At 72.4% G+C, this 22,257-nt stretch carries 22 protein-coding genes and 2 pseudogenes; 6 read left to right on the forward strand and 18 right to left on the reverse strand.

From position 1 onward, the window contains the following. From nrfD to ACZ7OO_RS05990, 6 genes and pseudogenes are all read right to left on the reverse strand, one after another. Positions 1–954 carry an NrfD/PsrC family molybdoenzyme membrane anchor subunit gene (nrfD, locus tag ACZ7OO_RS05965; protein WP_471501897.1) on the reverse strand — a complete coding sequence of 318 codons (954 nt, stop codon included), beginning with the start codon at positions 952–954 and terminating at the stop codon, positions 1–3. Further along, on the reverse strand, positions 951–1,796 hold the full coding sequence (locus ACZ7OO_RS05970; RefSeq protein ID WP_471501899.1) for a 4Fe-4S dicluster domain-containing protein: 846 nt from the start codon (positions 1,794–1,796) through the stop codon (positions 951–953). The genes nrfD and ACZ7OO_RS05970 overlap by 4 nt, the downstream gene beginning before the upstream one ends. Further along, positions 1,793–5,038 (reverse strand): formate dehydrogenase, encoded by a 3,246-nt coding sequence (gene fdh, locus ACZ7OO_RS05975; RefSeq protein WP_471501901.1) that lies wholly within the window; start codon positions 5,036–5,038, stop codon positions 1,793–1,795. The genes ACZ7OO_RS05970 and fdh overlap by 4 nt, the downstream gene beginning before the upstream one ends. A 21-nt stretch (positions 5,039–5,059) precedes the next feature. Further along, positions 5,060–5,308 carry a hypothetical protein gene (locus tag ACZ7OO_RS05980; protein WP_471501903.1) on the reverse strand — a complete coding sequence of 83 codons (249 nt, stop codon included), beginning with the start codon at positions 5,306–5,308 and terminating at the stop codon, positions 5,060–5,062. 149 nt (positions 5,309–5,457) lie between these two features. Continuing rightward, positions 5,458–6,747, reverse strand: a complete 1,290-nt coding sequence (locus tag ACZ7OO_RS05985) for an ROK family protein (RefSeq protein WP_471501905.1) — start codon at positions 6,745–6,747, stop codon at positions 5,458–5,460. A gap of 161 nt (positions 6,748–6,908) precedes the next feature. Further along, positions 6,909–8,119: pseudogene (locus ACZ7OO_RS05990) on the reverse strand (ferredoxin reductase domain-containing protein); the annotation flags it as partial. 7 nt (positions 8,120–8,126) lie between these two features. Here ACZ7OO_RS05990 and ACZ7OO_RS05995 point away from each other — a divergent pair. Next, a pseudogene (locus ACZ7OO_RS05995) lies at positions 8,127–8,393 on the forward strand (LuxR C-terminal-related transcriptional regulator); the annotation flags it as partial. On the opposite strand, the gene ACZ7OO_RS06000 reads toward ACZ7OO_RS05995, so the two are convergent. Both ACZ7OO_RS06000 and ACZ7OO_RS06005 read right to left on the reverse strand, forming a co-directional pair. Then, complete coding sequence (locus ACZ7OO_RS06000) at positions 8,315–9,247, reverse strand: DUF3626 domain-containing protein (RefSeq protein WP_471501907.1); 933 nt, start codon at positions 9,245–9,247, stop codon at positions 8,315–8,317. The pseudogene ACZ7OO_RS05995 and the gene ACZ7OO_RS06000 overlap by 79 nt on opposite strands. A 107-nt stretch (positions 9,248–9,354) precedes the next feature. Then, a complete protein-coding gene (locus ACZ7OO_RS06005) occupies positions 9,355–9,717 on the reverse strand; it encodes a DUF3592 domain-containing protein (RefSeq protein ID WP_471501909.1) in 363 nt (120 codons plus the stop codon). Positions 9,718–9,915: 198 nt separating this feature from the next. On the opposite strand from ACZ7OO_RS06005, the gene ACZ7OO_RS06010 reads away from it, so the two are divergent. The 3 genes from ACZ7OO_RS06010 to ACZ7OO_RS06020 all read left to right on the forward strand — a co-directional run bounded on the left by ACZ7OO_RS06010 (position 9,916) and on the right by ACZ7OO_RS06020 (position 12,658). After that, positions 9,916–11,196 carry an FUSC family protein gene (locus ACZ7OO_RS06010; protein WP_471501911.1) on the forward strand — a complete coding sequence of 427 codons (1,281 nt, stop codon included), beginning with the start codon at positions 9,916–9,918 and terminating at the stop codon, positions 11,194–11,196. After that, the gene (locus ACZ7OO_RS06015; RefSeq protein ID WP_471502388.1) at positions 11,193–11,351 is read left to right on the forward strand and encodes a hypothetical protein; all 159 of its coding nucleotides are present in this window, start codon (positions 11,193–11,195) and stop codon (positions 11,349–11,351) included. The genes ACZ7OO_RS06010 and ACZ7OO_RS06015 overlap by 4 nt, the downstream gene beginning before the upstream one ends. Positions 11,352–11,458: 107 nt before the next feature. Then, entirely contained in the window at positions 11,459–12,658 is a 1,200-nt protein-coding gene (locus tag ACZ7OO_RS06020; protein ID WP_471501913.1) for a lactonase family protein, read from the forward strand. Here ACZ7OO_RS06020 and ACZ7OO_RS06025 read toward each other — a convergent pair. Next, on the reverse strand, positions 12,626–13,351 hold the full coding sequence (locus ACZ7OO_RS06025) for a DUF2470 domain-containing protein (RefSeq protein WP_471501915.1): 726 nt from the start codon (positions 13,349–13,351) through the stop codon (positions 12,626–12,628). The two genes, ACZ7OO_RS06020 and ACZ7OO_RS06025, sit on opposite strands and share 33 nt — an antisense overlap. A gap of 111 nt (positions 13,352–13,462) precedes the next feature. Then, a complete protein-coding gene (locus ACZ7OO_RS06030; RefSeq protein ID WP_471501917.1) occupies positions 13,463–14,068 on the reverse strand; it encodes a TetR/AcrR family transcriptional regulator in 606 nt (201 codons plus the stop codon). Positions 14,069–14,175: 107 nt separating this feature from the next. Between ACZ7OO_RS06030 and ACZ7OO_RS06035 the strand changes: the two genes are divergently transcribed. Continuing rightward, positions 14,176–15,714: a cytochrome P450 gene (locus ACZ7OO_RS06035; protein ID WP_471501919.1), complete on the forward strand. Its 1,539-nt coding sequence runs from the start codon at positions 14,176–14,178 to the stop codon at positions 15,712–15,714. Here ACZ7OO_RS06035 and ACZ7OO_RS06040 read toward each other — a convergent pair. Both ACZ7OO_RS06040 and ACZ7OO_RS06045 read right to left on the reverse strand, forming a co-directional pair. Further along, a complete protein-coding gene (locus ACZ7OO_RS06040; RefSeq protein WP_471501921.1) occupies positions 15,673–16,515 on the reverse strand; it encodes a pentapeptide repeat-containing protein in 843 nt (280 codons plus the stop codon). The genes ACZ7OO_RS06035 and ACZ7OO_RS06040 overlap by 42 nt on opposite strands. A 32-nt stretch (positions 16,516–16,547) precedes the next feature. Then, positions 16,548–16,715, reverse strand: coding sequence for a helix-turn-helix domain-containing protein (locus ACZ7OO_RS06045; protein WP_471501923.1), 168 nt, complete (start codon positions 16,713–16,715; stop codon positions 16,548–16,550). Between ACZ7OO_RS06045 and ACZ7OO_RS06050 the strand changes: the two genes are divergently transcribed. Next, positions 16,687–16,929 carry a hypothetical protein gene (locus ACZ7OO_RS06050; protein ID WP_471501925.1) on the forward strand — a complete coding sequence of 81 codons (243 nt, stop codon included), beginning with the start codon at positions 16,687–16,689 and terminating at the stop codon, positions 16,927–16,929. The two genes, ACZ7OO_RS06045 and ACZ7OO_RS06050, sit on opposite strands and share 29 nt — an antisense overlap. Here ACZ7OO_RS06050 and sigJ (ACZ7OO_RS06055) read toward each other — a convergent pair. From sigJ (ACZ7OO_RS06055) to ACZ7OO_RS06080, 6 genes are all read right to left on the reverse strand, one after another. Beyond that, the gene (gene sigJ / locus ACZ7OO_RS06055) at positions 16,923–17,894 is read right to left on the reverse strand and encodes an RNA polymerase sigma factor SigJ (RefSeq protein ID WP_471501927.1); all 972 of its coding nucleotides are present in this window, start codon (positions 17,892–17,894) and stop codon (positions 16,923–16,925) included. The genes ACZ7OO_RS06050 and sigJ (ACZ7OO_RS06055) overlap by 7 nt on opposite strands. 23 nt (positions 17,895–17,917) lie before the next feature. Continuing rightward, complete coding sequence (locus tag ACZ7OO_RS06060; RefSeq protein ID WP_471501929.1) at positions 17,918–18,382, reverse strand: cupin domain-containing protein; 465 nt, start codon at positions 18,380–18,382, stop codon at positions 17,918–17,920. Between the two features lie 38 nt (positions 18,383–18,420). After that, the gene (locus ACZ7OO_RS06065) at positions 18,421–19,119 is read right to left on the reverse strand and encodes an NAD(P)-dependent oxidoreductase (protein WP_471501931.1); all 699 of its coding nucleotides are present in this window, start codon (positions 19,117–19,119) and stop codon (positions 18,421–18,423) included. Positions 19,120–19,203: 84 nt separating this feature from the next. Continuing rightward, a complete protein-coding gene (gene sigJ, locus ACZ7OO_RS06070; protein WP_471501933.1) occupies positions 19,204–20,100 on the reverse strand; it encodes an RNA polymerase sigma factor SigJ in 897 nt (298 codons plus the stop codon). Between the two features lie 9 nt (positions 20,101–20,109). Further along, positions 20,110–20,853 carry a PIG-L deacetylase family protein gene (locus tag ACZ7OO_RS06075; RefSeq protein WP_471501935.1) on the reverse strand — a complete coding sequence of 248 codons (744 nt, stop codon included), beginning with the start codon at positions 20,851–20,853 and terminating at the stop codon, positions 20,110–20,112. A 73-nt stretch (positions 20,854–20,926) separates the two neighbouring features. Beyond that, positions 20,927–22,228, reverse strand: coding sequence for an alpha/beta fold hydrolase (locus ACZ7OO_RS06080; protein WP_471501937.1), 1,302 nt, complete (start codon positions 22,226–22,228; stop codon positions 20,927–20,929). Positions 22,229–22,257: the final 29 nt, after the last annotated feature.

Genomic DNA, 22,257 nt, shown 5'->3' on the forward strand with positions numbered 1-22,257 from the left:
TCAGCCGGTCCCGGCCCGCTCCCGCTGCTCCCGCTGCGGCACCACCGTGTACTTCGGGTCCTCCGCCGACGCCACGCCCGCCGCGAACACGCCGAAGCGCGTGCACGCCGAACCGGCGAGGAGGGCGAGTCCCGACGCGACCGCAGGAGCCCGGCGGCCACCGAGCACGACGGCTCCCAGCGCGCCGGCCGCCGTGAGGTACCGCGCGGCCCGCAGCAGGGTGCCCGCCCGTCCTTCCCGCCATGTCTCGGCGACCATGCCCAGCCGCCGCTCCGCGGCCCGTTCGACCGCGGCGTCGGCCAGCGCCGCCAGCCCGGCGGCACAGCGCGCGGGGACGCTCTCGTGCGTGGGCACGGTCACCAGGGCCATTCCGGCCGCCGCGGCCGTGGCCGACGCGCCGAACAGATACGGCAACTCACGGTGGGCGCCGTGCCAGGCCGGCACAGCGGTGTCGGCGGCCAGGACCCCGGTGTACGTGGCGACCGCCGGCCCGAGCAGCGCCGCGGCGCCGGTCGCCGCGCCCCCGAGCCGCGGCAACCGACCGGTCACGGCGCTCGCGGCGGCCGCACCCGCCGCGGGCCCGTAGACACCGAGCAGCCAGGACCCCATGCTCATCGGTGAGGTCGGCTTGAACACCCGCAGCATGTTCACGAACCGGCTCGGCCTGCCCAGGTCGTGGATCAGTGCGGCGGCCGACAGGGAGACGGCGGTCAGCGAGGACACCTTCAGTGCGGTCGCGGTCGTGGTACGACCGGTCAGGTGCGCCCCCGCGGCGAGGACCGATCCGGCACCCGCCAGCCCGCCGAGGAAGAAGTACCCGGCGATGTCGGGGGCGGCCCAGGACGGCGGCTTGATGACCGGGCGACCGTAGTAGGACTGGAACTCGGCGCGGGGGACGACGGGTTGCTCACCTCGTCCGCGCCGCTTGCGCCCTGCATGCTCGGTGGCGCTCATCGCCGGGTCCCTCCTGTCTTCGCCGTCCCTGCAGCGATCGCGAAGCAGGCCGCCACGCCACCCAGCAGGGACAGGGCCGCGGCTCCCGCGTGCCTCCACATGGCGGGCAGATCGCGGGTGGTGACCACGGGGGCGGGGGGCAGCCCGTACACCTCGGGATCGTCCAGCAGAAGGAAGAACGCGCCGTCGCCGCCGACCCCGTCGCCGGGATCGTGGCCGTACAGCCGGGCGTCGCCGACCCCCTGCTCGTGCAGCTGGTCGACGCGCAGGGCGGCCCGTTCCCGTAGTTCGTCCAGGGGGCCGAACTGGATGGAGTCGGTGGGGCACGCCTTGGCACAGGCCGGTTCCTGCCCGGCGCCGAGGCGGTCGTAGCACATGGTGCACTTGAACACCCGCCCGTCGGACGGTCGTTGCTCGATGACGCCGTACGGGCAGGCGGGCACGCAGTAGCCGCAGCCGTTGCAGATGTCCTCCTGGACGACGACCGTGCCGAACTCGGTGCGGAACAGGGCACCGGTCGGGCAGACGTCCAGACAGGCTGCGTGGGTGCAGTGCTTGCACACGTCGGAGGACATCAGCCAGCGCATGTCGGAGCTGCCCGGGTCCGCGGACTCACCGTCCACCAGAGGGAGTTCGGTACGGCCGTCCGGGCTCGGCTGTTCGATGAAGGCCACGTGCCGCCAGGTCGAGGCGCCGAGCGCCTCGGTGTTGTCATACGACATGGCGGTCAGCGAGAGGCCGTCCTCGGGAAGCGCGTTCCACTCCTTGCAGGCGACCTCGCAGGCCTTGCAGCCGATACAGACGGAGGTGTCGGTGAAGAATCCGACGCGTTCCTGGGTCACTTGCGTACCTCCGTTCCGGTGGCCGCGGTGATGCCGGCCCGCCTGCGGTGTTCGGCGACCAGCTTCGGCAGGTCGGGGCCGCGGGGACGGCGGCCGGGCAGGATGTCGGCGGAGAGCGCCTTGTCCTCCTGGATGTGGGCGTTGGGGTCGAGGGCGATGGCCATCAGCTCGTTGGCCGCGTCGCCGGTCGACAAGCCGTTGGGGCCCCAGTGGAAGGGCAGGCCGATCTGGTGGACGGTACGGCCCTGCACGCGCAGGGGGCGGATGCGGTCCGTGACCAGCACCCTCGCTTCGACGGCGTTGCGGGCGGTGATCACGGTGGCCCAGCCGCCGTTCTCCAGGCCGCGTTCGCGGGCCAGGGCGGGCGAGACCTCGCAGAAGAACTCCGGTTGCAACTCGGACAGATACGCCGACCAGCGGCTCATGCCGCCTGCCGTGAAGTGCTCGGTGAGGCGGTGCGTGGTGACGACGTACGGGTACACCTCGGCGCCCTTCTCGTCTCCGCTCGGGTGGTAGCGGTTGCCCTCACGGGGCAGCAGCCGGCGCACCGGGTTGCGCGGGACGGACGGGTACAGGGCGTTGGGGAACGGGGAGTCCTGGGGTTCGTAGTGGCTGGGCAGCGGTCCGTCCTCCAGACCGGCCGGGGTGTAGAGCCAGCCCTTGCCGTCGGCCTGCATGATGAACGGGTCGTCGCCACGCAGCGCGGCCACGCCCTCGGCGTCCTCGTCGGGTTCGTAGTCGGGGGCGCGGTCGGGCACGAAGTCCGGGACGTCCCGGCCGGTCCACTTCCCCTCCTCCGGGTCCCACCAGACGTACTTCTTGCGCTCGCTCCACGGGGTGCCGTCGGGGGCGGCGGAGGCACGGTTGTAGAGGATGCGGCGGTTGGCGGGCCAGGCCCAGGCCCACTCCGCGGCCACCCAGTCCTGCTCCCACTCGGGCTTCTTGCGGGCGGCCTGGTTGACGCCGTCCGCGTAGACACCGCAGTAGATCCAGCAGCCGCAGCGGGTGGAGCCGTCCTCCTTGAGTTCGGTGTAGGCGCTCAGCGGGCCGCCGTCGGGGCCGTGGCCGCTGATCTCGGCGAGCACCGCGTCGGCGACCGGCTCCTCGAGTTCGCCGCTGACCGGATAGTCCCAGGCCAGATCCAGGATCGGCCGGTCCATGGGGTCGGTGGAGCCGGCCAGCTTCTCCCGGATGCGGCGGCCCAGGTGGTACATGAACCACAGGTCGCTGCGCGCGTCGCCCTCGGGTTCGACGGCGGCGTGGTGCCACTGCACCCAGCGGTTGGTGTTGGTGAAGGAGCCGGACTTCTCGGTGTGGGCGGCAGCCGGGAAGAAGAACACCTCGGTGCCGATGTCCTCGGTGCGCAGTTCGCCGGTCTCGATCTCGGGGCCGTCCCGCCACCAGGTCGCCGACTCGATCAGGGAGAAGTCCCGGACCACGAGCCATTCCAGGTTGGCCATGCCGAGGCGCTGGAGGCGGGTATTGGCGGAGCCGACGGCGGGGTTCTCGCCGAGCAGGAAGTAGCCCTTGCAGTCGCCGTCGAGCTGGGCCATGACCGTGTCGTAGGTGGAGTGCGAGCCGGTCAGCCTCGGCAGGTGGCCGAAGCAGAAGTCGTTGTCGGCGGTGGCCGCGTCGCCGTAGTACGCCTTGAGGAGGCTGACGACGTAGGACCGCATGTTCGACCAGAAGCCCTTCACCGTGCGGCTCGCCTCGATGAAGTTGTCCAGATTCATGTCGGCGTGGGCGTGCGGCATCGGGATGTAGCCGGGCAGCAGGTTGAAGAGCGTGGGGATGTCGCTGGAGCCCTGGATGGAGGCGTGGCCGCGCAGGGCCTGGATGCCGCCGCCGGGGCGGCCGATGTTGCCGAGCAGCAGCTGGAGGACGCTCGCGGCGCGGATGAACTGGCTGCCGGTGGAGTGCTGGGTCCAGCCCACGGCGTAGACGAAGGCGCTGGTGCGGTCGGGACCGGAGTTGGCCGTCAGCGCGTCGCAGACCTTCCGGAAGGTCTCCCGTGGGATGCCACAGACGTTCTCGACCATCTCGGGGGTGTAGCGGGCGTAGTGCCGTTTGACGATCTGGTAGACGCAGCGGGGGTGCTGGAGGGTCTCGTCGGCGGGGGCACGGTGTCCGGTTTGGGCGCCGCCGGAGCCGTGCGCCTCGGCGCCCGCCGCCTTGCGGGTGCGCTCCTCGTACTGTTCGTCGGCCTCGCCGGTGGGCTGCTGGACTTCCACGCCCTCGTACTGCCAGCTGCGGGGGTCGTAGTGGGCCTTCTCCTCGTCGAGGCCGGAGAAGACGCCGTCGAGGTCCTCGGTGTCCTGGAAGTCCTCGCTGACCAGGGTGGCCGCGTTGGTGTACTTCAGGACGTACTCGCGGAAGTCCTTCTCCTCGGTCAGGACGTGGTTGATGATTCCGCCGAGGAAGGCGATGTCGGTGCCCGCGCGGATCGGTACGTACAGGTCGGAGAGGGCGCTGGTGCGGTTGAAGCGCGGGTCGACGTCGATGATGGTGGCGCCACGCAGCTTCGCCTCCATCACCCACTGGAAGCCGACCGGGTGGCACTCGGCGAAGTTGGAACCCTCGATGACGATGCAGTCCGAGTGCTGGAGGTCCTGCATGAAGGTGGTGGCGCCACCGCGCCCGAAGGAGGTGCCGAGGCCGGCGACGGTGGAGCTGTGGCAGACCCGGGCCTGGTTCTCCACCTGGACCACGCCGAGGCCGGTCAGCAGCTTCTTGATGAGGTAGTTCTCCTCGTTGTCGAGGGTCGCGCCGCCGAGGCTGGCGATGCCCATGGTGCGGGCGGTGCGCATGCCGTCGTGCTCCCACTCCCAGGTCTCGCGCCGGGTGCGGATCACGCGTTCGGCGACCATGTCCATCGCCGTGTCCAGGTCGAGGGGCTCCCAGTCGGTGCCGTGCGGCCGCCGGTAGAGGACCTGGTGTTCCCTCGCGGGCCCGGTGGTGAGCTGGAGAGTGGCCGAGCCCTTGGGACAGAGCCGGCCGCGGCTCACCGGGGAGGCGGGGTCGCCCTCGATCTGGACGACCTTCTCGTCCCGGACGTAGACCTGCTGGCCGCAGCCGACCGCGCAGTACGGGCACACCGACTGCACCACGCGCTCGGCGTCCTCGGTGCGCGGGCGCAGGTTCGCGGTGTACGACGACTTGGCGGCCGCGCCCCGGCCGGTGCGGTCGGGGCCGGTGAGCTGGCGGTAGACGGGCCAGGAGCGGATCCGGTCTGCGAGGGCCATGGCTGTCGTCCCTTCCCAGGCTCAGGCCGACGGCTCGTCCGGCAGTGGATTCTCAGGGTGCACCGAGCCCGACCGCGGTGCACCCCGGGGACCCGTCCCGGCCTCGTCGGTGTCGGGGACGCCGGCGTCGGGGCCCTCGTCGGTCCGGTCTTCTGCCGCGTCCCACGGGTCCTTGCCCTGCCCGGCCTGCTGGTCGGGCATGTCCCGGGGCACCGGCCTGTCGCCCTGCTTCTCTCCCACGACTTTCCCACCCACGGCCTTCTCACCCACGGCGTACTCCCTCGCGTCGTTCCGAGCCTCCCGCGAGTACCTCGAAGGGAGATCGTGAAACGCGGGATGCGCCATGACGGGGCTCGGCGCCGAGCCGACGCGGGAGGCCGCCGCGGAGTCGTCGAACGCGGGTGCGAGCCGGGGCGGGCTCAGCGCGGGGCCCGCTCCTCCAGCGCCGTGCGCCAGGCGGGCAGACGGTCCTCGGTGGCCGGTTCCGCGCGCCGGCCGCCGCGTCCGAAGAAGTCGGCGAGGGGCAGGATCGCGGCACCGACGGTGACCGCGTCCGGGCCGAGCCGGCCGAGGTCGACGGTGACCTGCTCGGCGGGGTGGCGCAGCGCGTACATGGTCGCGTAACGGCGTACGGCGGGCAGGAAGCGGGCGCCGAGCTGGAGGCCGGCCCAGCCGCCGATCAGGATCCGCTCGGGCTGGAAGAGGTTGATCAGGTCGGAGAGGCCTGCGCCCAGGTACTCGGCGGTCTCCTCCAGGACGGCGAGGGCGACCGGGTCGGCCTCGGTGCCCTCCGGCGGGTAGGCGGCGGCGAGCATCGCGGTGAGCGCGGTCTCCTCGTCGGCGCCCTCGGCCGGACGGCCGCCCTCCTCCCGCCAGCGGGCAAGGAGCGACTCGGCGCCGGCGTACGCCTCCAGGCAGCCGAGCGCACCGCAGCGGCAGCGGCGGCCCCGCACCCGTACCGTCAGGTGGCCCCACTCGACGGCCCGGCCGTGCTCCACCTCGGCGGTGACCAGGCAGGCGCCGACGCCGGAGCCGAACAGCACCACGACGGCGTTGTCCGCGCCGCGCCCGGCGCCGAACCACATCTCGGCCTGGCCCAGTGTCTTGGCGCCGTTGTCGATGAAGTACCTCACGGAATCCTGGAGTTGGCAGCCGGTGCGGAGCAGCTTCTCCAGCGGGACGGCGTCCCAGCCGATGGTCTGGCCGTGCACCAGGGCACCGCGGTCGGCGGTGTGCTCGACGATGCCGGGGACGCCGACACCGACGCCGAGCAGCAGCTCGGGCGAGGCTCCCTCGGTCGCGAGGACCTCCGCGATGCCGTCCCGGATGTGGCCGACGATCACCTCGACGTCGTAGCCCTGCTGCTCCAACGGACGTTCGACACGGGCGAGTTCGGTAAGGGTCAGATCGAACAGCTCGACCCGGACCCGGGTCTCGCCGACGTCGACGCCGATCATGTGACCGCTGTGCGGGGCGACACGCAGCAGGGTGCGGGGGCGGCCGCCGTCGGAGTCGACGCTGCCGGCCTCCTCGACCAGGCCGTCGGCGACCAGGTCGGCGACCACGTTGCTCACCGAGCCGGAGCTCAGGCCCGTGGCCGGGCCCAGCTCGAAGCGGCTGAGGGGACCGTCGAAATAGAGCCGCTGGAGCACGGCCGTGCGGTTGGCCCTCCTGAGGTCGCGTACCGTGCGCCCGTTCCGCCCCGCCATGTGGCTCCCTTCACGAACCCTGCCCGACCTGCAACATACTCCTTCGGGCGGCGGGAAGCGATATTTTCCCAACCCTTAGTTCACGCTGTGAGTGAAGGGTACCGCAGGAAGGTGCGAGTACGGGAGCGCCCCTTGCGCGGCGCTTCGGGCGAGGGCGCCGATCAGGATGCCGCGTATACATCCTCCACATAACGGCCGTCCGCCACCAGGGAGTCAAGCCATTCTTCGGCGTCCCCGCCGGCCGCGCGTTCCCGGTACAGGGTGCGGAACGCCTCCCGTACGCCCGGTGCCATCCTGCTGCCGTCTCCGCAGACGTACACCCGGGCGCCTGCGGCCAGCAGTGCCCAGACCTCGTCGGCCTCGGCGGCGATGCGGTGCTGGACGAAGGTGCCCGCCGTGCTGAAGGCCGGGCGCAGCGACACCGCTCCGGCGGTCTCGGCACCGCGGAGTTCCTCGGCGTGCAGGAAGTCGGCGTCGGCGGCGTCGCAGCCGAAGTAGCAGAGGGCGGGCGGAAGTTGGGCGCCCGCCGCGAGCGCTGCCGTGCGGTCGGCGACGGCGCCCCGGAAGGGGGCCAGGCCCGTGCCCGCGGCGATCATGACGACCGGTGCGCCGGCGTCGACCCGGAAGGCCTCCCGGCAGGGCTGGACGCGGGCGTACAGCGTGTCGCCGGGGCACAGCGTCGCGAGGTGGCCGGAGCCGGTGCCGCGGTAGGTGCCCTGCCGGAGCGGGCGGGAGCCTCCAGCAGGGAGATCATCAGGTCGGCGTGGCGGAGGTCGGTGGCAGGCGACGAGGAGATCGAGTAGTGGCGCGGCTTCAGCGGGGTCAGGAGGTCCAGCAGTCGGGGCCAGTCGAGGGCGCCGCGCAGCGCCGGGTGGTCCTCGACGATCTCGACGAGGGTACGCGGGTCGTCGTCCAGGGAGGCGAGCGCGGCCTTCTCGGGCGGGCAGGGGTTGGCGTCGGCGAGCAGGGACAGCTGGAGGGCGTTCGGGCGCTCCTGCAACTCGACGTAGTGGGTGAGGAGTTGCCGTACCGTCACCGGGCGGTCGACGGCGATGCCGTCGCGGCGGGGGCGGGTTGCGCGGATGTCGAGGACGGTGTCGGGGTCGACGCCGAGGGCGGTGGCCGCGCGGGTGACGAGCGCCGGGGCGTTGGCCGGGAGCACGGTCAGGTGGTCGGCGGTGCGGTAGGTGACGCCGTCCGGCAGGGCCACGCGCAGGAACCGCTTGGTGCGACGGTGGCCGGGGGCGGTGAGGTCGTGCGCCTCGGTGACCGTCATGGGGACGAGTCCATGGCGCTCGGCGAGGGCGTCGAGCGGGCCGCCGGTCAGGGTGCGGACCTCGTAGGCGGCGGTGGGCTCCGGTCCGGCCGGGGTGGCGGAGGCGCCCGAGGCGGAGCCGGCGAGGGTCACCCCGGTCGAGGGGCGGGTGCTGGCGCTGCTGGCCCGGGGCGCCAGCACGGCCCAGGCCGCCCGCGACCTGGGCCTCACCAAGGACGGCGTCACCTACCACCTGCGCCGCCTGTCGGCCCGCTGGGCCGCGGCCAACCGCACCGAACTGGTCGCCCGCGCCTATGCCCTGGGCGTACTGACCCCCGGCGTGTGGCCGCCCGCTCCGTCCGGGCAGGCGGTGCCCGCGCCTTCCGAGTAGGCGCTGCCCGCGCCTTCCGGGGCGCCGAAGCGGGCGAGGGTGTGCCAGACCATCTTGAGGTCCTGGATCGCGTGGCGGCCGGTGCGGGCCGCGTCGCCGATGATCCTCGGGTCCACGACGCCCTTCTCGGCGATCACGGCGCCGAGTTCCGCGTACTGCGGGCCACGGTAGTCGGCGTGGCGGCGCAGCTCGGAGACGGTGAGCCGGTAGCCGGGATGCCATTCCACCGCGCAGGGCAGCCGACGGGCCGCCGCTTCCACCGGCGTGCCCTGGTAGCAGGCGTCCAGGACGAGGGCTGCCACGTCCCGGTCGAGCCGTACACCGCCGTGCACCTGTGTCTCGATGTAGTCGTTGAGGGCGTCCTGCTCGTCGGCCTCGGCCAGGGCGAGGAGGTGCGTTCCGGCGGCGACCCCGAAGTCCGTCGGCTCGGCGGCGCTGTCGGGGTAGCAGAAGGTCGCGCGGTGGAGTGCCGGGCCGGTCAGCCGCAGGTGCGAGGATCCGAAGCGGGGGGCCGCGCCGACCACTTGGCGGCGGAAGTTCAGCGCCCCGTACACCGGTCGCTCGGCCGGGTCGGCGTCGTCGTAGATCCCGCCGAAGATCCGGCTCTCCCAGCGCCGACGGTCGCCGCCGGGGTGCGCCGTGAGCCCGCCGTTGCTGGTTCCGGTGACGAACTGCGAGTGGTAGGCGCCGTCACGGGCCAGCGCCTCCAGGATCGGCAGCCCGGCCGATAGCCGGTCGGGGTGGAAGTTGAGGGTGATGCGCAGACCGGGGTCGAGGGCAGGGCCCGAGGACAGCCCGGCCACATGGCGCAGCGCCGCCGCGGCCCGTGCCGTCCGGATGTCCGCGAGTTCCACGGGCTCCCCCCTCCCCCGCGGTCCCGTCCCCGCGCGTCCGGTGCCTGCCGACCCTAGCCGATCACGGCCGGCCCGGTCGCGGCCGTTTCGCCGCGGGGGTCAGCTCGTCACGGCGATGAACACCCCGGCCCCCACACCAGTGGCCCCACGACGTGCCGCCACATGCGCACGCGGGCGACCTGCGGGTTCGCCGCCAGATAGACGACCTCCACCTGCCGTCCCGTGGCCAGGCCCATGCCGGAGCCGTGCATGCGCGGCGAGAACTCCACCCGGTAGCCGGAGCGGTCCGTGAAGGCGATGACGGGGATCCACTTGGGCCCGTCGCTGTCGTGGGTGCGCACGTTGTCCACGACGAGCCCCCAGGTGTGCAGCCCGTGCCGGCGCAGCCGCCGTACCACCGCACCCTCACGCATCGCGACCCCGAGAAGTCCGAGGCCCACCACCGCGCACAGCACCGCACCGAAGTTCAACGTCCCGACTCTTCCGGCCCGCCTGTCCGTTCAACACCTCGGGAGCAGGAGACGCGTCGGCCAGGTGTTCGGTTGCGGACGCTGAGGCGCGGTCTTCGGAAACTCTCCGTAGTCCACCCTGGTCATCCAACCACCGGCGCGCGAGTGATCCGCGGAAAACACGTTCGACGTGACGCGTGAGTGGGAACAGGCCAAGGGATGCAAGACGTACGGAAGTGGGCCAAGAGTCTGCCGCAACTGCTGCGGCGCCATCGGGACCCGGTGGTCGTCCAGACGCTGCGGTCGGCCGCCGCGGCCACGATCGCCTACGTCGTCGCGCTCCGCCTGAGCCCGGAACCAGCACCGCTCACCGCTCCGCTGACCGCGCTCCTGGTCGTGCAGGTGACCCTGTACGCCACCCTCACCAACGGTTTCCGCCGGGTCAACTCGGTGGTGGCCGGTGTGCTGGTCGCCATCGCGTTCAGCCAGCTGGTGGGACTGACCTGGTGGAGTCTGGCGCTGCTGATCGTGGCCTCGCTGGCGGTGGGGCGTCTGGTGCGCGTGGACGAGTACGTGCCCGAGGTGGCGATCAGCGCCATGCTGGTGCTCGGGGTCACCACCATCAGCAGTACGGCGTGGGCGCGGATCGTGGAGACGCTGATCGGTGCGGTCGTCGGAATGGCCTGCAATCTGCTGCTCCCTCCCCCGGTGTGGGTGGACGAGGCCGGGGAGTCGATCGAGGGCCTGGCCCGCCGGCTGCGGCAGTTGATGCTGCGCATGGGCGAGGAGGCGTCGGGGCTGACGCCGTGGCAGCAGGCGGCCGAGCGGCTGCACGAGGCCCGCCGGCTCGACCACGCCATCGTCGAGGTGGACGCGGCGCTGCGGCAGGCCGAGGACAGTCTGCGGCTCAATCCGCGGGTCAAGGAGGGCCTGCTGCACCGGGTGGTGCTGCGCACCGGTCTGGACACGCTGGAGATCTGCACGGTCGTGCTGCGTGTGCTGGCCCGCACCTTCACCGACCTGGCCAAGGTCCGCGAGCCCGAGCCGATGTTCCCCTCGGACGCGGGGGCGGCCGTGGAGCATCTGCTGTCCCAGATCGCCGACGCCGTGGTGAGCTTCGCGGTGCTGGTGACCACCAGCATCAGCGAGAGTGCCGAGTCGGCCGAGGCGCGGCTCTCCGCCGAACTGCACACCGCGACCGGCACCCGCGACAAGCTCGCCGAGCTGCTCCGGGACGAGGCCCGCCGCGACGACCGGAACTGGCAGCTGCTGGGGGCCGTCCTTACCGAGGTCAACAGGCTCCTCGACGAACTGGACACCGAGCACCGCACCCGCCGTCTGCTGGAGGAGCTGGACCGCGTCTCCGCCGAGCAGCGCGCCAAGCGGCCGTGGCTGACCTGGCTGCGGGAGCGGGTCGGCGTACCGGAACGGCTGCAGCGGAACCGGGCGGACGGTGCGGAGCGTTCTCAGTCCAGGACGGGGAAGGGGGCACGCCTGTGACCGACACGGCGGTACGGATCGACGGGACCATACTGCGGTTGCCCGGCGGGGTGGCGGTGGGCTTCGTGCGCACGCTCCGGCTGCCGGAAACGGGGACGCATCCGCTGCCGCCGGGGCTCGGCGAGTTCCCGGTCCGGCGGGACGGCGACTGGTGACAGTCGTTGCACGGCGTGCAACGACTTTTGCCCGTCTTGCCTTTGCCCCTGGGCCCGCGCCAAGGTTGCCGTGACGACCGAGGCGACCGACGACCTGAGGTGCGGGCATGGGCAGTGGTACGGAAGCGCGACGCGGCGGCTGGAGCAGGCGCCGGTTCGTCGGCGCGTTGGCGGGCGCCGCGGCGGTGGTGGCGGTCCCCGCACCGGCAGCACCGCCCGAGAAGACGCACCCGGCGCCGCGCCCGGCGACCGAGTCCCCGACGAAGTCGCCGGCCGGCCCGCGCCCTCTCTACCTCGGCACCTACACCTCCGTGGACGGCGGCGGCACCGGCATCGGTCTCGCCACCTACGCCCCCGACAGCGGCCGGATCACCGGCACCGGCACGCTCACCGGCGTCGCCGACCCGTCGTATCTTGCCGTCCATCCGGACGGCAGCACGCTGTACGCGGTGAACGAGCGTACGGACGGCGGGGTGACCGCCGTACGCCTGGCGGACCGGAAGATCCTCGGCAGCCGGAGCACGGGCGGGGCGGGCCCCTGCCATCTCTCGGTGCACCCGAGCGGCCGCTGGCTGCTGAGCGCCAACTACACCTCGGGCAGTGTGGCCGTCCATCCGATCGACGCCACGGGCGCCCTCGGCGAGCGCACGGACCTGGTCACGCACTCGAGCCCGGCACCCGGCCCCGGCCAACAGGGCCCGCACGCCCACCAGTTCATCACCAGCCCGGACGGCGGCCATGTCCTCGCCGTCGACCTGGGCACCGACACGGTCTACAGCTACCGCCTCGACCTCACGAAGGGCACACTCACCGAGGTCGCCCAGGCGCACACCAGGCCGGGGGCCGGCCCGCGCCATCTGACCTTCCATCCCGGCGGGCGGTACGCGTACCTGGCCAACGAGGTGGACAACACGATCGCGGTGTGCGGCTACGACCCGGCCGGCGGCCGCCTCTCGATCGGCGGACCCCAGTCCTCCGGCAGCAGGGCGGGCACCACCAACCACCCGGCCCAGATCCTGATCACCGGTGACGGCGCCTACGCCTACCTCGCCAACCGCGGCGACAACACGCTCGCGCGGTACGCGGTCGAGGCCGCCGGGGCCCGGCTGCGGCTGCTGGACACGGTCCCGGTGGAAGGGGACTTCCCCCGGCAGATCGCGTTCTCGCCGGACGGCCGGCTGCTGTTCGCGTCCAACCAGCGGTCCGGCACCGTGAGTGTCTTCACCGTCGATGCGCGCAGCGGTGAACTCCGGCTCGCGGGTGAGCCGTTCGCGTCACCCGTCGCCGTCTGCGCGCTGCCGCTGTAGCGTCCGCGGGCAGGAGGCGGCGGCCTGGGCCAGCAGGACGTGCATGCGTTCGGTGAGCTGGGCGACGTCGTCGGCGGGCGAGTGGAAGGCCAGTCGTACGTCGCCGTGGGCGCGGGTGCGTTCGATGCGCAAAGTCAGTCCGTGCCGGTCGACGGCGAGGGGCTGGACGCGGGTCGCGGCGTGCAGGCTCTGGGGCTCGACGAGCCTGGTGAGCCGCTCGACGGCGTCCGGGTGGGCGTCGGCGAGGTGGGTCAGCAGTCCGGCCTCTGCACCGGCCAGCGGGTCGGGGTTCGCGGCGGCGAACTCGTCGAGGTCGACGACGACCGCGCCGGTGGGCCGGCGCAGGACCACACGGGTGGGCTGGAAGACGAGGTACTCGTCGGAGAGCACGAACCAGCCGGCCATCCACAGCCGGGCCCTGATCCGGTTGCGCACCGGGACGGGTGCGACGTCGGCGAACTCCAGCACCGCGGACGGTTCGCCGCGCGGGGCGCAGATCGCGGCCGCGAGCAGGGCGCTGTCCTCCGGCACGTGCAGCAGCACCCGGCCGTCGTCGGCGACGGCGTGCGCGCCGACGGACTCCTCACGTCCGCCGTCCGCGGTCACCATGCACGACCACGCTGTGGCCAGCAGTGACCGGGCCTGTTCGGCCGCGCCGGGGCCGGCCGCCCAGGCCGCCTGTTCGTCACCCATCCCGAACCTCCTTAGGTAAGCCTCACCTAACTTAACGAAGATCGGGGAGTACGCCAAGCGCGGAGTGCGTCACGGACGTGGAAAACAGGGTGCGGAAACGCGCCGGAGCACTCAGGAGATGACGCCCAGCAGGGCCCGCGCGCAAAGGTCCCGCACCTGCTCCCGCGTCAACTCCTCGGTACGCAGCCACTCCAGGCAGACGTGCGTGGTGAAGGCGAGCCAGCCGCGCACCGCCAGCCGGGTGTCGGGGCGTAGTTCCAGGGCGGGGCCGAACTCGGGGTCGGCGGCGAGGGCGGCGAGGATCTGGCGCTCCTGGGCGGCCTGCGCCTGCCGGTAGACGCGGCGCACGGCCTGGTCGCCGGAGGCCTCGGCGCGATGGAACGCACGGAAGCCGTGCGCGTGGGTATGGACGTAGTCGAGGTAGACGTCGAGGCCAGCGGTGAGCTGCTCCCGGGCGGGCACGCCGGGGTCGGCCGCGGTCATCCGCAGCATCCGCTCACTCTCCCGCTCCACCACCGCCGCGAAGAAGTCACGTTTGGTCGGAAAATAGTGGTACAGCAGGCCCCGGGAGACACCGGCAATCTCGGCGACCTGCTCGATCCAGACGTCGCCGTACGGACTCTCGGAGAAGAGCCTGGCCCCGACCGAGAGGAGCTGCTCACGGCGTTCCGCGGTGCTGAGTCTGCGGCGGCTGCGCTCACCCTGGTTCGCGACCATGCCCGCACTTTACTTGACGTGAGTTCAACAACGGGATGAGACTGAAACGCCTATTGAACCCACGTACAACTAGCTCAACCTGCCGCAGCATCGAGGGAGATCGCGTCATGGCGGAGACGGCCACGCAGACGGCGACGGGGGCCGACGGCCCGCTGCCGAAGGGGTTCCGGGGCGCCGAGCAGGGCTGGCCCGAGCTGCACCGAATACCACACCCGCCGCATCGGGTGCCCTTCCTCGGCGACGTCCTGGGCGTCGACCGGCGCACGCCGCTCCAGGACTCGATGCGATTCGCCCGGCAGCTGGGCCCGATCTTCCGGCGGCGGGCGTTCGGCAACGAGTTCGTGTTCGTGTGGGGCGCCGAACTGGCCGCCGACATGGCCGACGAGTCGCGGTTCGCCAAGCACGTGGGCCTGGGGGTCGCCAACCTGCGCCCGATCGCCGGGGACGGGCTGTTCACGGCGTACAACCACGAGCCGAACTGGCAGTTGGCGCACGATGTCCTGGCCCCGGGTTTCAGCCGGGAGGCCATGGAGGGCTATCACGCGATGATGCTGTCGGTCGCCGGCCGGCTGACCGGCCACTGGGACCGGGAGCTGGCGGCCGGCCGCTGGGTCGACGTGCCCGGGGACATGACCAAGCTGACCCTGGAGACGATCGCCCGCACCGGCTTCGGCCATGACTTCGGCTCGTTCGAGCGGGACCGGCCGCACCCCTTCGTGACCGCGATGATCGGCACGCTCACCTACGCCCAGCGCCTCAACAGCGTGCCCTCGCCGCTGGCCCCGCTGCTGCTGCGGCAGGCCGCGCGGCGCAACGCGGCCGACATCGACCACCTCGACCGCACGGTCGACGACCTGGTCGCCGAGCGCCGCAGGACCGGCCGCGGGGAGGGCGATCTGCTCGACCGGATGCTGGAGACGGCCCACCCGGAGACCGGGGAGCGACTGTCCGCCGAGAACGTACGGCGGCAGGTGATCACCTTCCTGGTGGCCGGCCACGAGACCACCTCGGGCGCGCTCTCCTTCGCCCTGCACTATCTCGCCCTGCACCCGGAGATCGCCGCCAGAGCCGCCGCCGAGGTCGACCGTGTCTGGGGCGACACGCCCGCGCCGGGGTACGACCAGGTCGCCAAGCTCCGTTACGTCCGCCGGGTCCTCGACGAGTCGCTACGGCTGTGGCCCACTGCCCCCGCCTTCGCCCGTGAGGCCCGCCAGGACACCGTGCTCGCCGGGGACCATCCGATGCGCCGGGGTGGCTGGGCCCTGGTCCTGACCCCGATGCTGCACCGGGACCCCGAGGTGTGGGGCCCGGACCCCGAGAGCTTCGATCCGGACCGCTTCGAAGCGAAGGCGGCACGTGGCCGGCCCCCGCACACCTTCAAGCCGTTCGGCACGGGTGCGCGGGCCTGCATCGGCCGCCAGTTCGCCCTGCACGAGGCCACCCTGGTGCTCGGCCTGCTGCTGCGCCGCTACGACCTGGAGGCCGACCCCGGCTACCGGCTGCGGGTGACCGAGCGGCTGACGCTGATGCCGGACCGGCTGCGGCTGCGCCTTGAGCGGCGCCGTCCCGCCCCGGCGCCGGTGACCGAGCCGGACGCACCCGCGTCAGAGGGCGGCGGCTGTCCAGTGCACGGGGCGGGTGACTGACACGGGCAACCGGGTGCCGGCACTGCCCCGGGCCGCGTCGAGCTGCGGCTGGGTCAGGAAGAACGCGCCCGTGAGGTCCGCGCCGGTGAGATCGGCGTCGCGCAGGTCGGCGCCGATCAGGTCCGTGTCCCGCAGGTCAGCGCCGGTGAGGTCGGCGGCGATCAGGTAGGCCCCGCGCAGGCTCGCGCCGCGCAGGTCGGCGCCCCTGAGCCGGGCGCCCATCAGGTCCGCGCCCCGGCGGTCCTTCTTCTGGTTCCGCACGCCCGCGCGAGCCAGCTCGCTGGTGCGCAGCAGCAGCACATTGACCTGCTGCCGGTGGGCGGCCACGTCCAGGGCGGCGAGTTCCTCGGGCGTGCCGAGGGTGAGTTCCTCGGTGGTCTCCAGCAGCTGCCTCAACTCGCCGTGGACGGGGCGGGCGGCGGGCAGGTCCAGCGCCTCGGTGAGGTACCAGAGCAGTTCGTGCAGCTGCCGTACGACCGGGAACGCGTCGAACATCCGGCGGGCGTGCTCCGCGGTCCCGGTCCGCCAGTCCTGCCCGCCGAAGGTGACCTGGGAGACCCGCTGACCGGCCCCGAAGCAGTCGTAGACCGTGCAGCCGGTGAACCCGCGCTGCCGCAGCCCGGTGTGGATACCGCAGCGGTGGTCGCCGCCGAGGTTCCGGCAGGGCTTCCCGGCGGGCTTGCTGACCGCGAAGTCGGCGGAGGCGGTGAACGGCAGAGCGACACAGCACAGGCCGAAGCAGCGGGCGCAGTCCCCGCGCAGGCTTTGCAGCGGAGACCGTTCGGATATGTGTTCTCGCATCCGCCCAGCGTACTGACCTGGGCGGCCGCGGCTCAGACGCTCTCCAGGCGTTGGAAGACGTCCCCGTCGGCCGTGCGCAGGCGGGTCGCGTCCACCCCCGGAGGCCGGCCGAACTGGCGCCGGTACTCGCGGCTGAAGTGGGATGCGCTGTCGTAGCCGACCGCATGGCCGATGTCGGCCACGTCCTGCGCGCTGCTCATCGGGCGCCTCCTGGAGGCGAACGTCGCCGCCCTCGGCGTACACCTGACACCGGAGCAGACGGCGCGACTGGACGAGGTCTCGGCCCCCGCCCTCGACTTCCCGCACTCCCGCAACGGCCAAGTGGGCGCGATGCTCAAGTACGCGGGCGCCACGGTCGATGGGGTGCCGAGCGCGGTCTGTCCGCCGCTGCCGGAGAGCGCCGCGCGCTACTGAACCGGGTCCTCGTCCGGTCGTACGTGGGTGAGCTTGGCGGGGTTGGTGACGACGTAGACGCCGGAGACCTGGTCGCCGTCCGGAGTGAGGTCCATGACCATCACGGCGTACGGGGAGTCACCGGTGAACAGCACCGCCGCGTCGTCGCCGTTGACGCGACGGTAGTGGACGTCCAGGTCCCCGGCGCGCCGTGTGGCGTAGCCGGCCAGCATGCGGGCGGCCTTCTCCCGGCCGTGGACCGGGCGCAGCCCTGCCGCCTGCCGTACGCCTCCGCCGTCGATCCAGACCGTCACGTCCGGGGCGAGGATCTCCATGAGCGCGTGGATGTCGCCGCCGAGGGCGGCGGAGACGAACCGCTCGGTCGCCTCCCGCCGGACGCGGGGGTGGGCGCGGTAGCGGGGGCGGCGGGCGTGGACATGGGCGCGGGCCCGGTGGGCGAGCTGGCGTACCGAGGCGGGGCTGCGGTCGAGCATGCCGGCGATCTCGGTGTGGGGATAGCCGAACACCTCGTGGAGGACGAACACCGCCCGTTCCAGCGGCGTGAGGGTCTCCAGCACCACCAGCATCGCCATGGAAACCGAGTCGGAGCGGACCGTGTGGTCGGCGGTGTCCGGGACGAGGCCGGTGGTGGCGTCGGTGACGAGGGGCTCGGGCAGCCAGGGACCGACGTATGTCTCACGTCGGGAGGCGATGGCCGTCCGCCGGGCGAGAGCGTGGTTGACCGCGATCCGCACGAGGTAGGCGCGCGGATTGCCGATCTCCCGCAGCGGCGTCCGACGGTTCTTGCCGGACCAGGACAGCCAGGTCTCCTGGAGCACGTCTTCGGTGTCGGCGACACTGCCGAGCATGTTGTAGACGACGGAGAACAGCAGCTCGCGGTGGTCGACGAAGAGCCGCGTCGCGGCGTCCGCAGGGGTCGGTCCTGCTCCGTCCGTCGCCGGGCTCTCGTCGGATTCGGCTGTCATGGTCGCCCTCCTGTCCGGCACGCTCAGCTCTGTTCCTCGTAGCGGATGTGGTACTTGGCCGCGACGGGATTGACCTTGACGGGGTCCAGCCGCCCCTCCGTCAAGACGGCGGGCCCCGCCTCGATCAGGTCCTCGAGATACCTCTCCCACCCGCCGGGCGAGGAGATCTGCAGGACACGCGGCGGCGGATCGGAGGCGCCGCGGAGGGCGTGCGGGACGCCGCGCGGGAGCAGCGCGAACGTCCCCTCGGGCGCCAGGTGCCTGCGATCGTCGAACTCGATCTCCAGGACGCCGTCCAGCACGTACACGCATTCGTCCGCGAGCCGGTGGACATGGCGCGGGATGTCCTGGGCCAGGTTCACCTCCAGCACCGACAGACGCCCCTCGGTGTCGTCGGTCGTCGCCTTGACGGCGAAGGCGGGCGGCAACGGGATCCGCCCCGGCCTGGCGGCACCCGGCTCCAGCAGGACGAAACGGTCTTCGGACATCGGCGTGGCCTCCTTGAGGGGCTCGGTCGGCTCCGGACTCACTTCTTGCCCCCGAACGCCTCTTTCCGGATGACGTCGAGGAAGCTCGGAACACCTTCCGTGGTGCGGACGTCGACGAAGGCGTGCACATGACGGTCGCCGACCGCCTCGCGCAGCAGCGCGTTGCCCAGATCCGCGCGCGAGGTGAACCGGCCGGGCAGGCGCGAGGTGGCGACCTGGTAGGGGCTGACGGCATCCGTGTCGAAGAGGCCGGCGGGGCGGACGACGGTCCACCGGTGATCGCCGTCGCGCACGATCTCCTCCATGCGCCGCATGTCGTCGTACACGGTGCGCCCGACGGTGCGCGCGATGACGGGTTCGAGCACCTTCCGGAAGAGGAGGGTCTCACCGGGCGCCGCCACGCCGAAGAGCACGGTCGAACTCACACAGACCAGGCGCCGGACGCCGTGCTTGGTCATGGCCTGCGTGATGTGGGTGATGCCCTCGGAGTACAGGGTGACGGGCTTTCGGCTGTAGGGCACCCCGAGCGTCGAGATCACCGCGTGCTGCCCGGCCACGGCGCGTTCCACCGCGACGGTGTCGAGCACATCGGCGCCGGCCACCCGCAGCCGCGGGTCCCTGAGCGGGAACTCCTCGGGGTGGCGGGTGACTGCGGTGACCATGTGTCCTTCGGCGACCGCCTGCTCGGTGACCTGCCGGCCAGTCGGTCCGTTCGCCCCGAATACGACGAGTTTCATATGTCTTCCCCTCTCCTGCTCCTGCCATCTGAGAGGGGCCCGACGGCGACGAGTGTGACATCGCGCCGCCGGGTGGGACGTGGATCACTCCTCCTCGGTGGGCACGTCCAGGTGTTCGAGCCGGTCCGGGTCGGCGAGGATGTACATCTGGGTGATTCGGCCGTCGGCGACGGTGACCGCCATCACCGACAGCGGGCGTCCCTCGGGCGCGGTGACCGCGCCGACCGTGCCGTTGACGAGCACCAGGCGCGACCAGACCGAGTACTGCCGGAAGGTGAAGGCCCCTTCGGCCACCGCCCGGGCGCCGCGCAGCACCTTGGACGCGGCCGCTCCGCGCACCAGCCTGCCCGAGTCGACGCGCAGCACCACGTCCGGGTGGAGCAGGGCGAGCAGCGCCTCGAAGTCGCCGCCCCGGGAGGCGGCCAGGAAGGCGTCGAGGACCTGGCGCTGCCTTTCCAGGTCCGGGTCGGCCGACGGGGTGGCGCCCTGTACCCGGCGGCGGGCCCGGCTGGCCAGCTGACGTGTCGCCGCCGAACCGCGTTCAACGATCGGAGCGATGTCGTCGAAGGGCACCGCGAACATGTCGTGCAGGACGAACGCCAGCCGCTCGGCGGGCTCCAGGGTCTCCAGGACGATCAGCAGGGCGAGTCCGACGGAGTCCGCCTCCAGCACCCCCTGTTCGGGGTCGATGCCGGACAGCGGCCTGATCACCGGGTCCGGGACGAACGTCTCGTCCATCGGCTGCTCGCGCCGCGCCGTGCGGGAGCGCAGCATGTCGAGGCAGACCCGGCCGACCACCGTGGTCAGCCAGCCGCCGAGGTTGCGGATCTCGTCCGCGTCGGTGCGTCCGAGCTTGAGCCAGGCCTCCTGGACCGCGTCCTCGGCCTCGGCGATCGAGCCGAGCATCCGGTAGGCCACCGCGCGCAGATGGTCGCGGTGCTCCTCGAAGCGGCGGGCCAGCAGTTCCGTGTTATCGGTCATGTGCGCGGCCTACCGGGAGAAGAGTTCGAAGGCGACGGCCGGCTTCCCGCCGAAGCGTTCACCGTGCGCGGCGGTCTGTTCGGTCAGGAAGTCGCGGACGTACGACTCGGGGTCCTCGACGGTCAACGCCTCGATGTAGGTGCGGTGTTCGAGGAGGGAGCGGATCGCCCGTTCCAGGCCGGGCGAGGCGTCGACGGCATGCGTGGCCGCGGGGGACCCGGCGACGGCGACCCAGCGGACGCCGTTCCAGGGCTCCAGGCCCTGACGGTTGAGTTCCGGGAAGATCCAGCGGTTGCCGGCGTCGCCCGCCGCGTCGAGCGTGGCGCGGCCGACGGCCCGGTGGTCGGGGGTGTTCCAGTAGAGGCCGCCCCAGGTGTCCCGGTGGTTCAGCGTGATGACGAGCTCGGGGCGATGGCGGCGGATCGCGGCCGCGATGTCCCGGCGCAGCGCGGGCCCGTACTCGATCACCCCGTCCCGGTGGTCGAGGAACTCCACGGCCGGGACACCCACCACGGCCGCGCTCGCCCGCTGCTCCCGCTCGCGCAGTGGGCCGCACCGGGCGGGCTCCAGGGTGTCCATGCCCGCCTCGCCACGGGTCGCAAGGACATAGGTGACCTCGCGGCCCTCGTCGGTCCAGGCTGCGATCGCCGCGGAGCAGCCGTACTCCAGGTCGTCCGGGTGGGCGACCACGGCGAGGGCGCGTCGCCAGTCGTCGGGCATGGGCTCGAGCGGGGTGATCTTCGGCTCGGTCATGGCCGCAGACTATGCGGACACGCCCTGCCCGCAACCCTTTTTGCGGGCCGTCACAACGGGACGTGACGGCCCGTCACACCTCGTCGCGGGCGAGCGCGAGGAGCCGGTCCAGGACCCGCGGGGCGCCGGTGCGCAGTCCGTCGTGCTCGAACTCGTCGGTGACCCAGGTACGCAGGCCCCGCACGGCCCGGGCGGTCCGCAGCGAGTGCCCGGCGTCGACGTACATGTCGTCGTGATAGACGGCGGCGGCGACCGGGATCTCGTTGACGGCGAGGCGGGCCGGGTCGTACAGCGGCTGCCAGTCGGTGCGGGCGGCGAGCAGTTCGGCGGTCTCGCGCAGCGGGCGCAGGGACGGGTCGGTCTCGAACACCCAGGGGTGGACCGTCTCGCCGGTGAACAGCACCGGGGCGTCGTCGGTGAGCGCCTTGGCCGCGTCGAACTGCGGGAACTCGGCGCGCACCCGCTCGGCCGCCCAGGCGGTGGGGCGGGTGTCCTGGCCGTAGACCGGCTCGTGGACGAGGGCGTAGAGCGGGTTGCTCGCGTACGACAGCAGGGCCTGGGCCTGTTCCTGGAAGGCGTCGGAGAGTTCGGCGCCGGCCGGGGTGCGGACGAAGGCGTCCTCCAGGAGGAAGTGGAGGCGGTGGCTGCCGTCGCTCATGCCCAGCATCAGGCCGAGGGACTGGAAGGCCTCGACGGTGAGCCGGTAGCCGTTCGGCAGGACCACCTGGTGCTCGAGGAGGTGCTCGGCGATCCGCCGGACCCGTTCGACGTCCATCGGGTAGCGGTCGTAGTGTGCGCTGACCTTGCGTTCCATGCGCGGGTAGGCGGCCCGGTACACGTCGTCGGCGTGGGCGTCGAGGGCGGGCAGGCCACCGGTGATGAGGGAGGTCTTGAGACCCTCCGGGAAGAACGACAGATAGGTCACCGTGCAGAAGCCGCCGAAACTCTGGCCGAGGGTGGTCCAGGGGGCGCCGCCGGTGACCCGCGGACGGATCGCCTCGCAGTCCCGGACGATCGAGTCGGCACGGAAGCGGGCCAGGTGGTCGGCCTGGGCGGCGGGGCCGCCGCGCAGCGGCAGCGTCTGCCGGTTGACCGGGGTGGAGCGGCCGGTGCCGCGCTGGTCGAGGAGCAGGACGCGGTACTCCTGCAGAGCTCGGTCGAGCCAGGCCTGCCGTCCGACGAAACGATTCGCCCCGAATCCCGGGCCGCCCTGCAGATAGAGCAGCCAGGGCAACTCCTCGTCCGCCTTGTCGCTCGCGACCGCCTCCCGGGCGTACAGCTCGATGGTCTCGCCGTCCGGGGCGGCGTGGTCCAGAGGGACGGTGAAGTGGCGGTCGGTGAGGACGACGCCGGGCTGGCGGTAGCTGAGGCTCAACGTTTCTCCCGGGACGGACGTATGGGCGC

It is taken from the genome of Streptomyces sp. NPDC111744, from assembly GCF_055634995.1.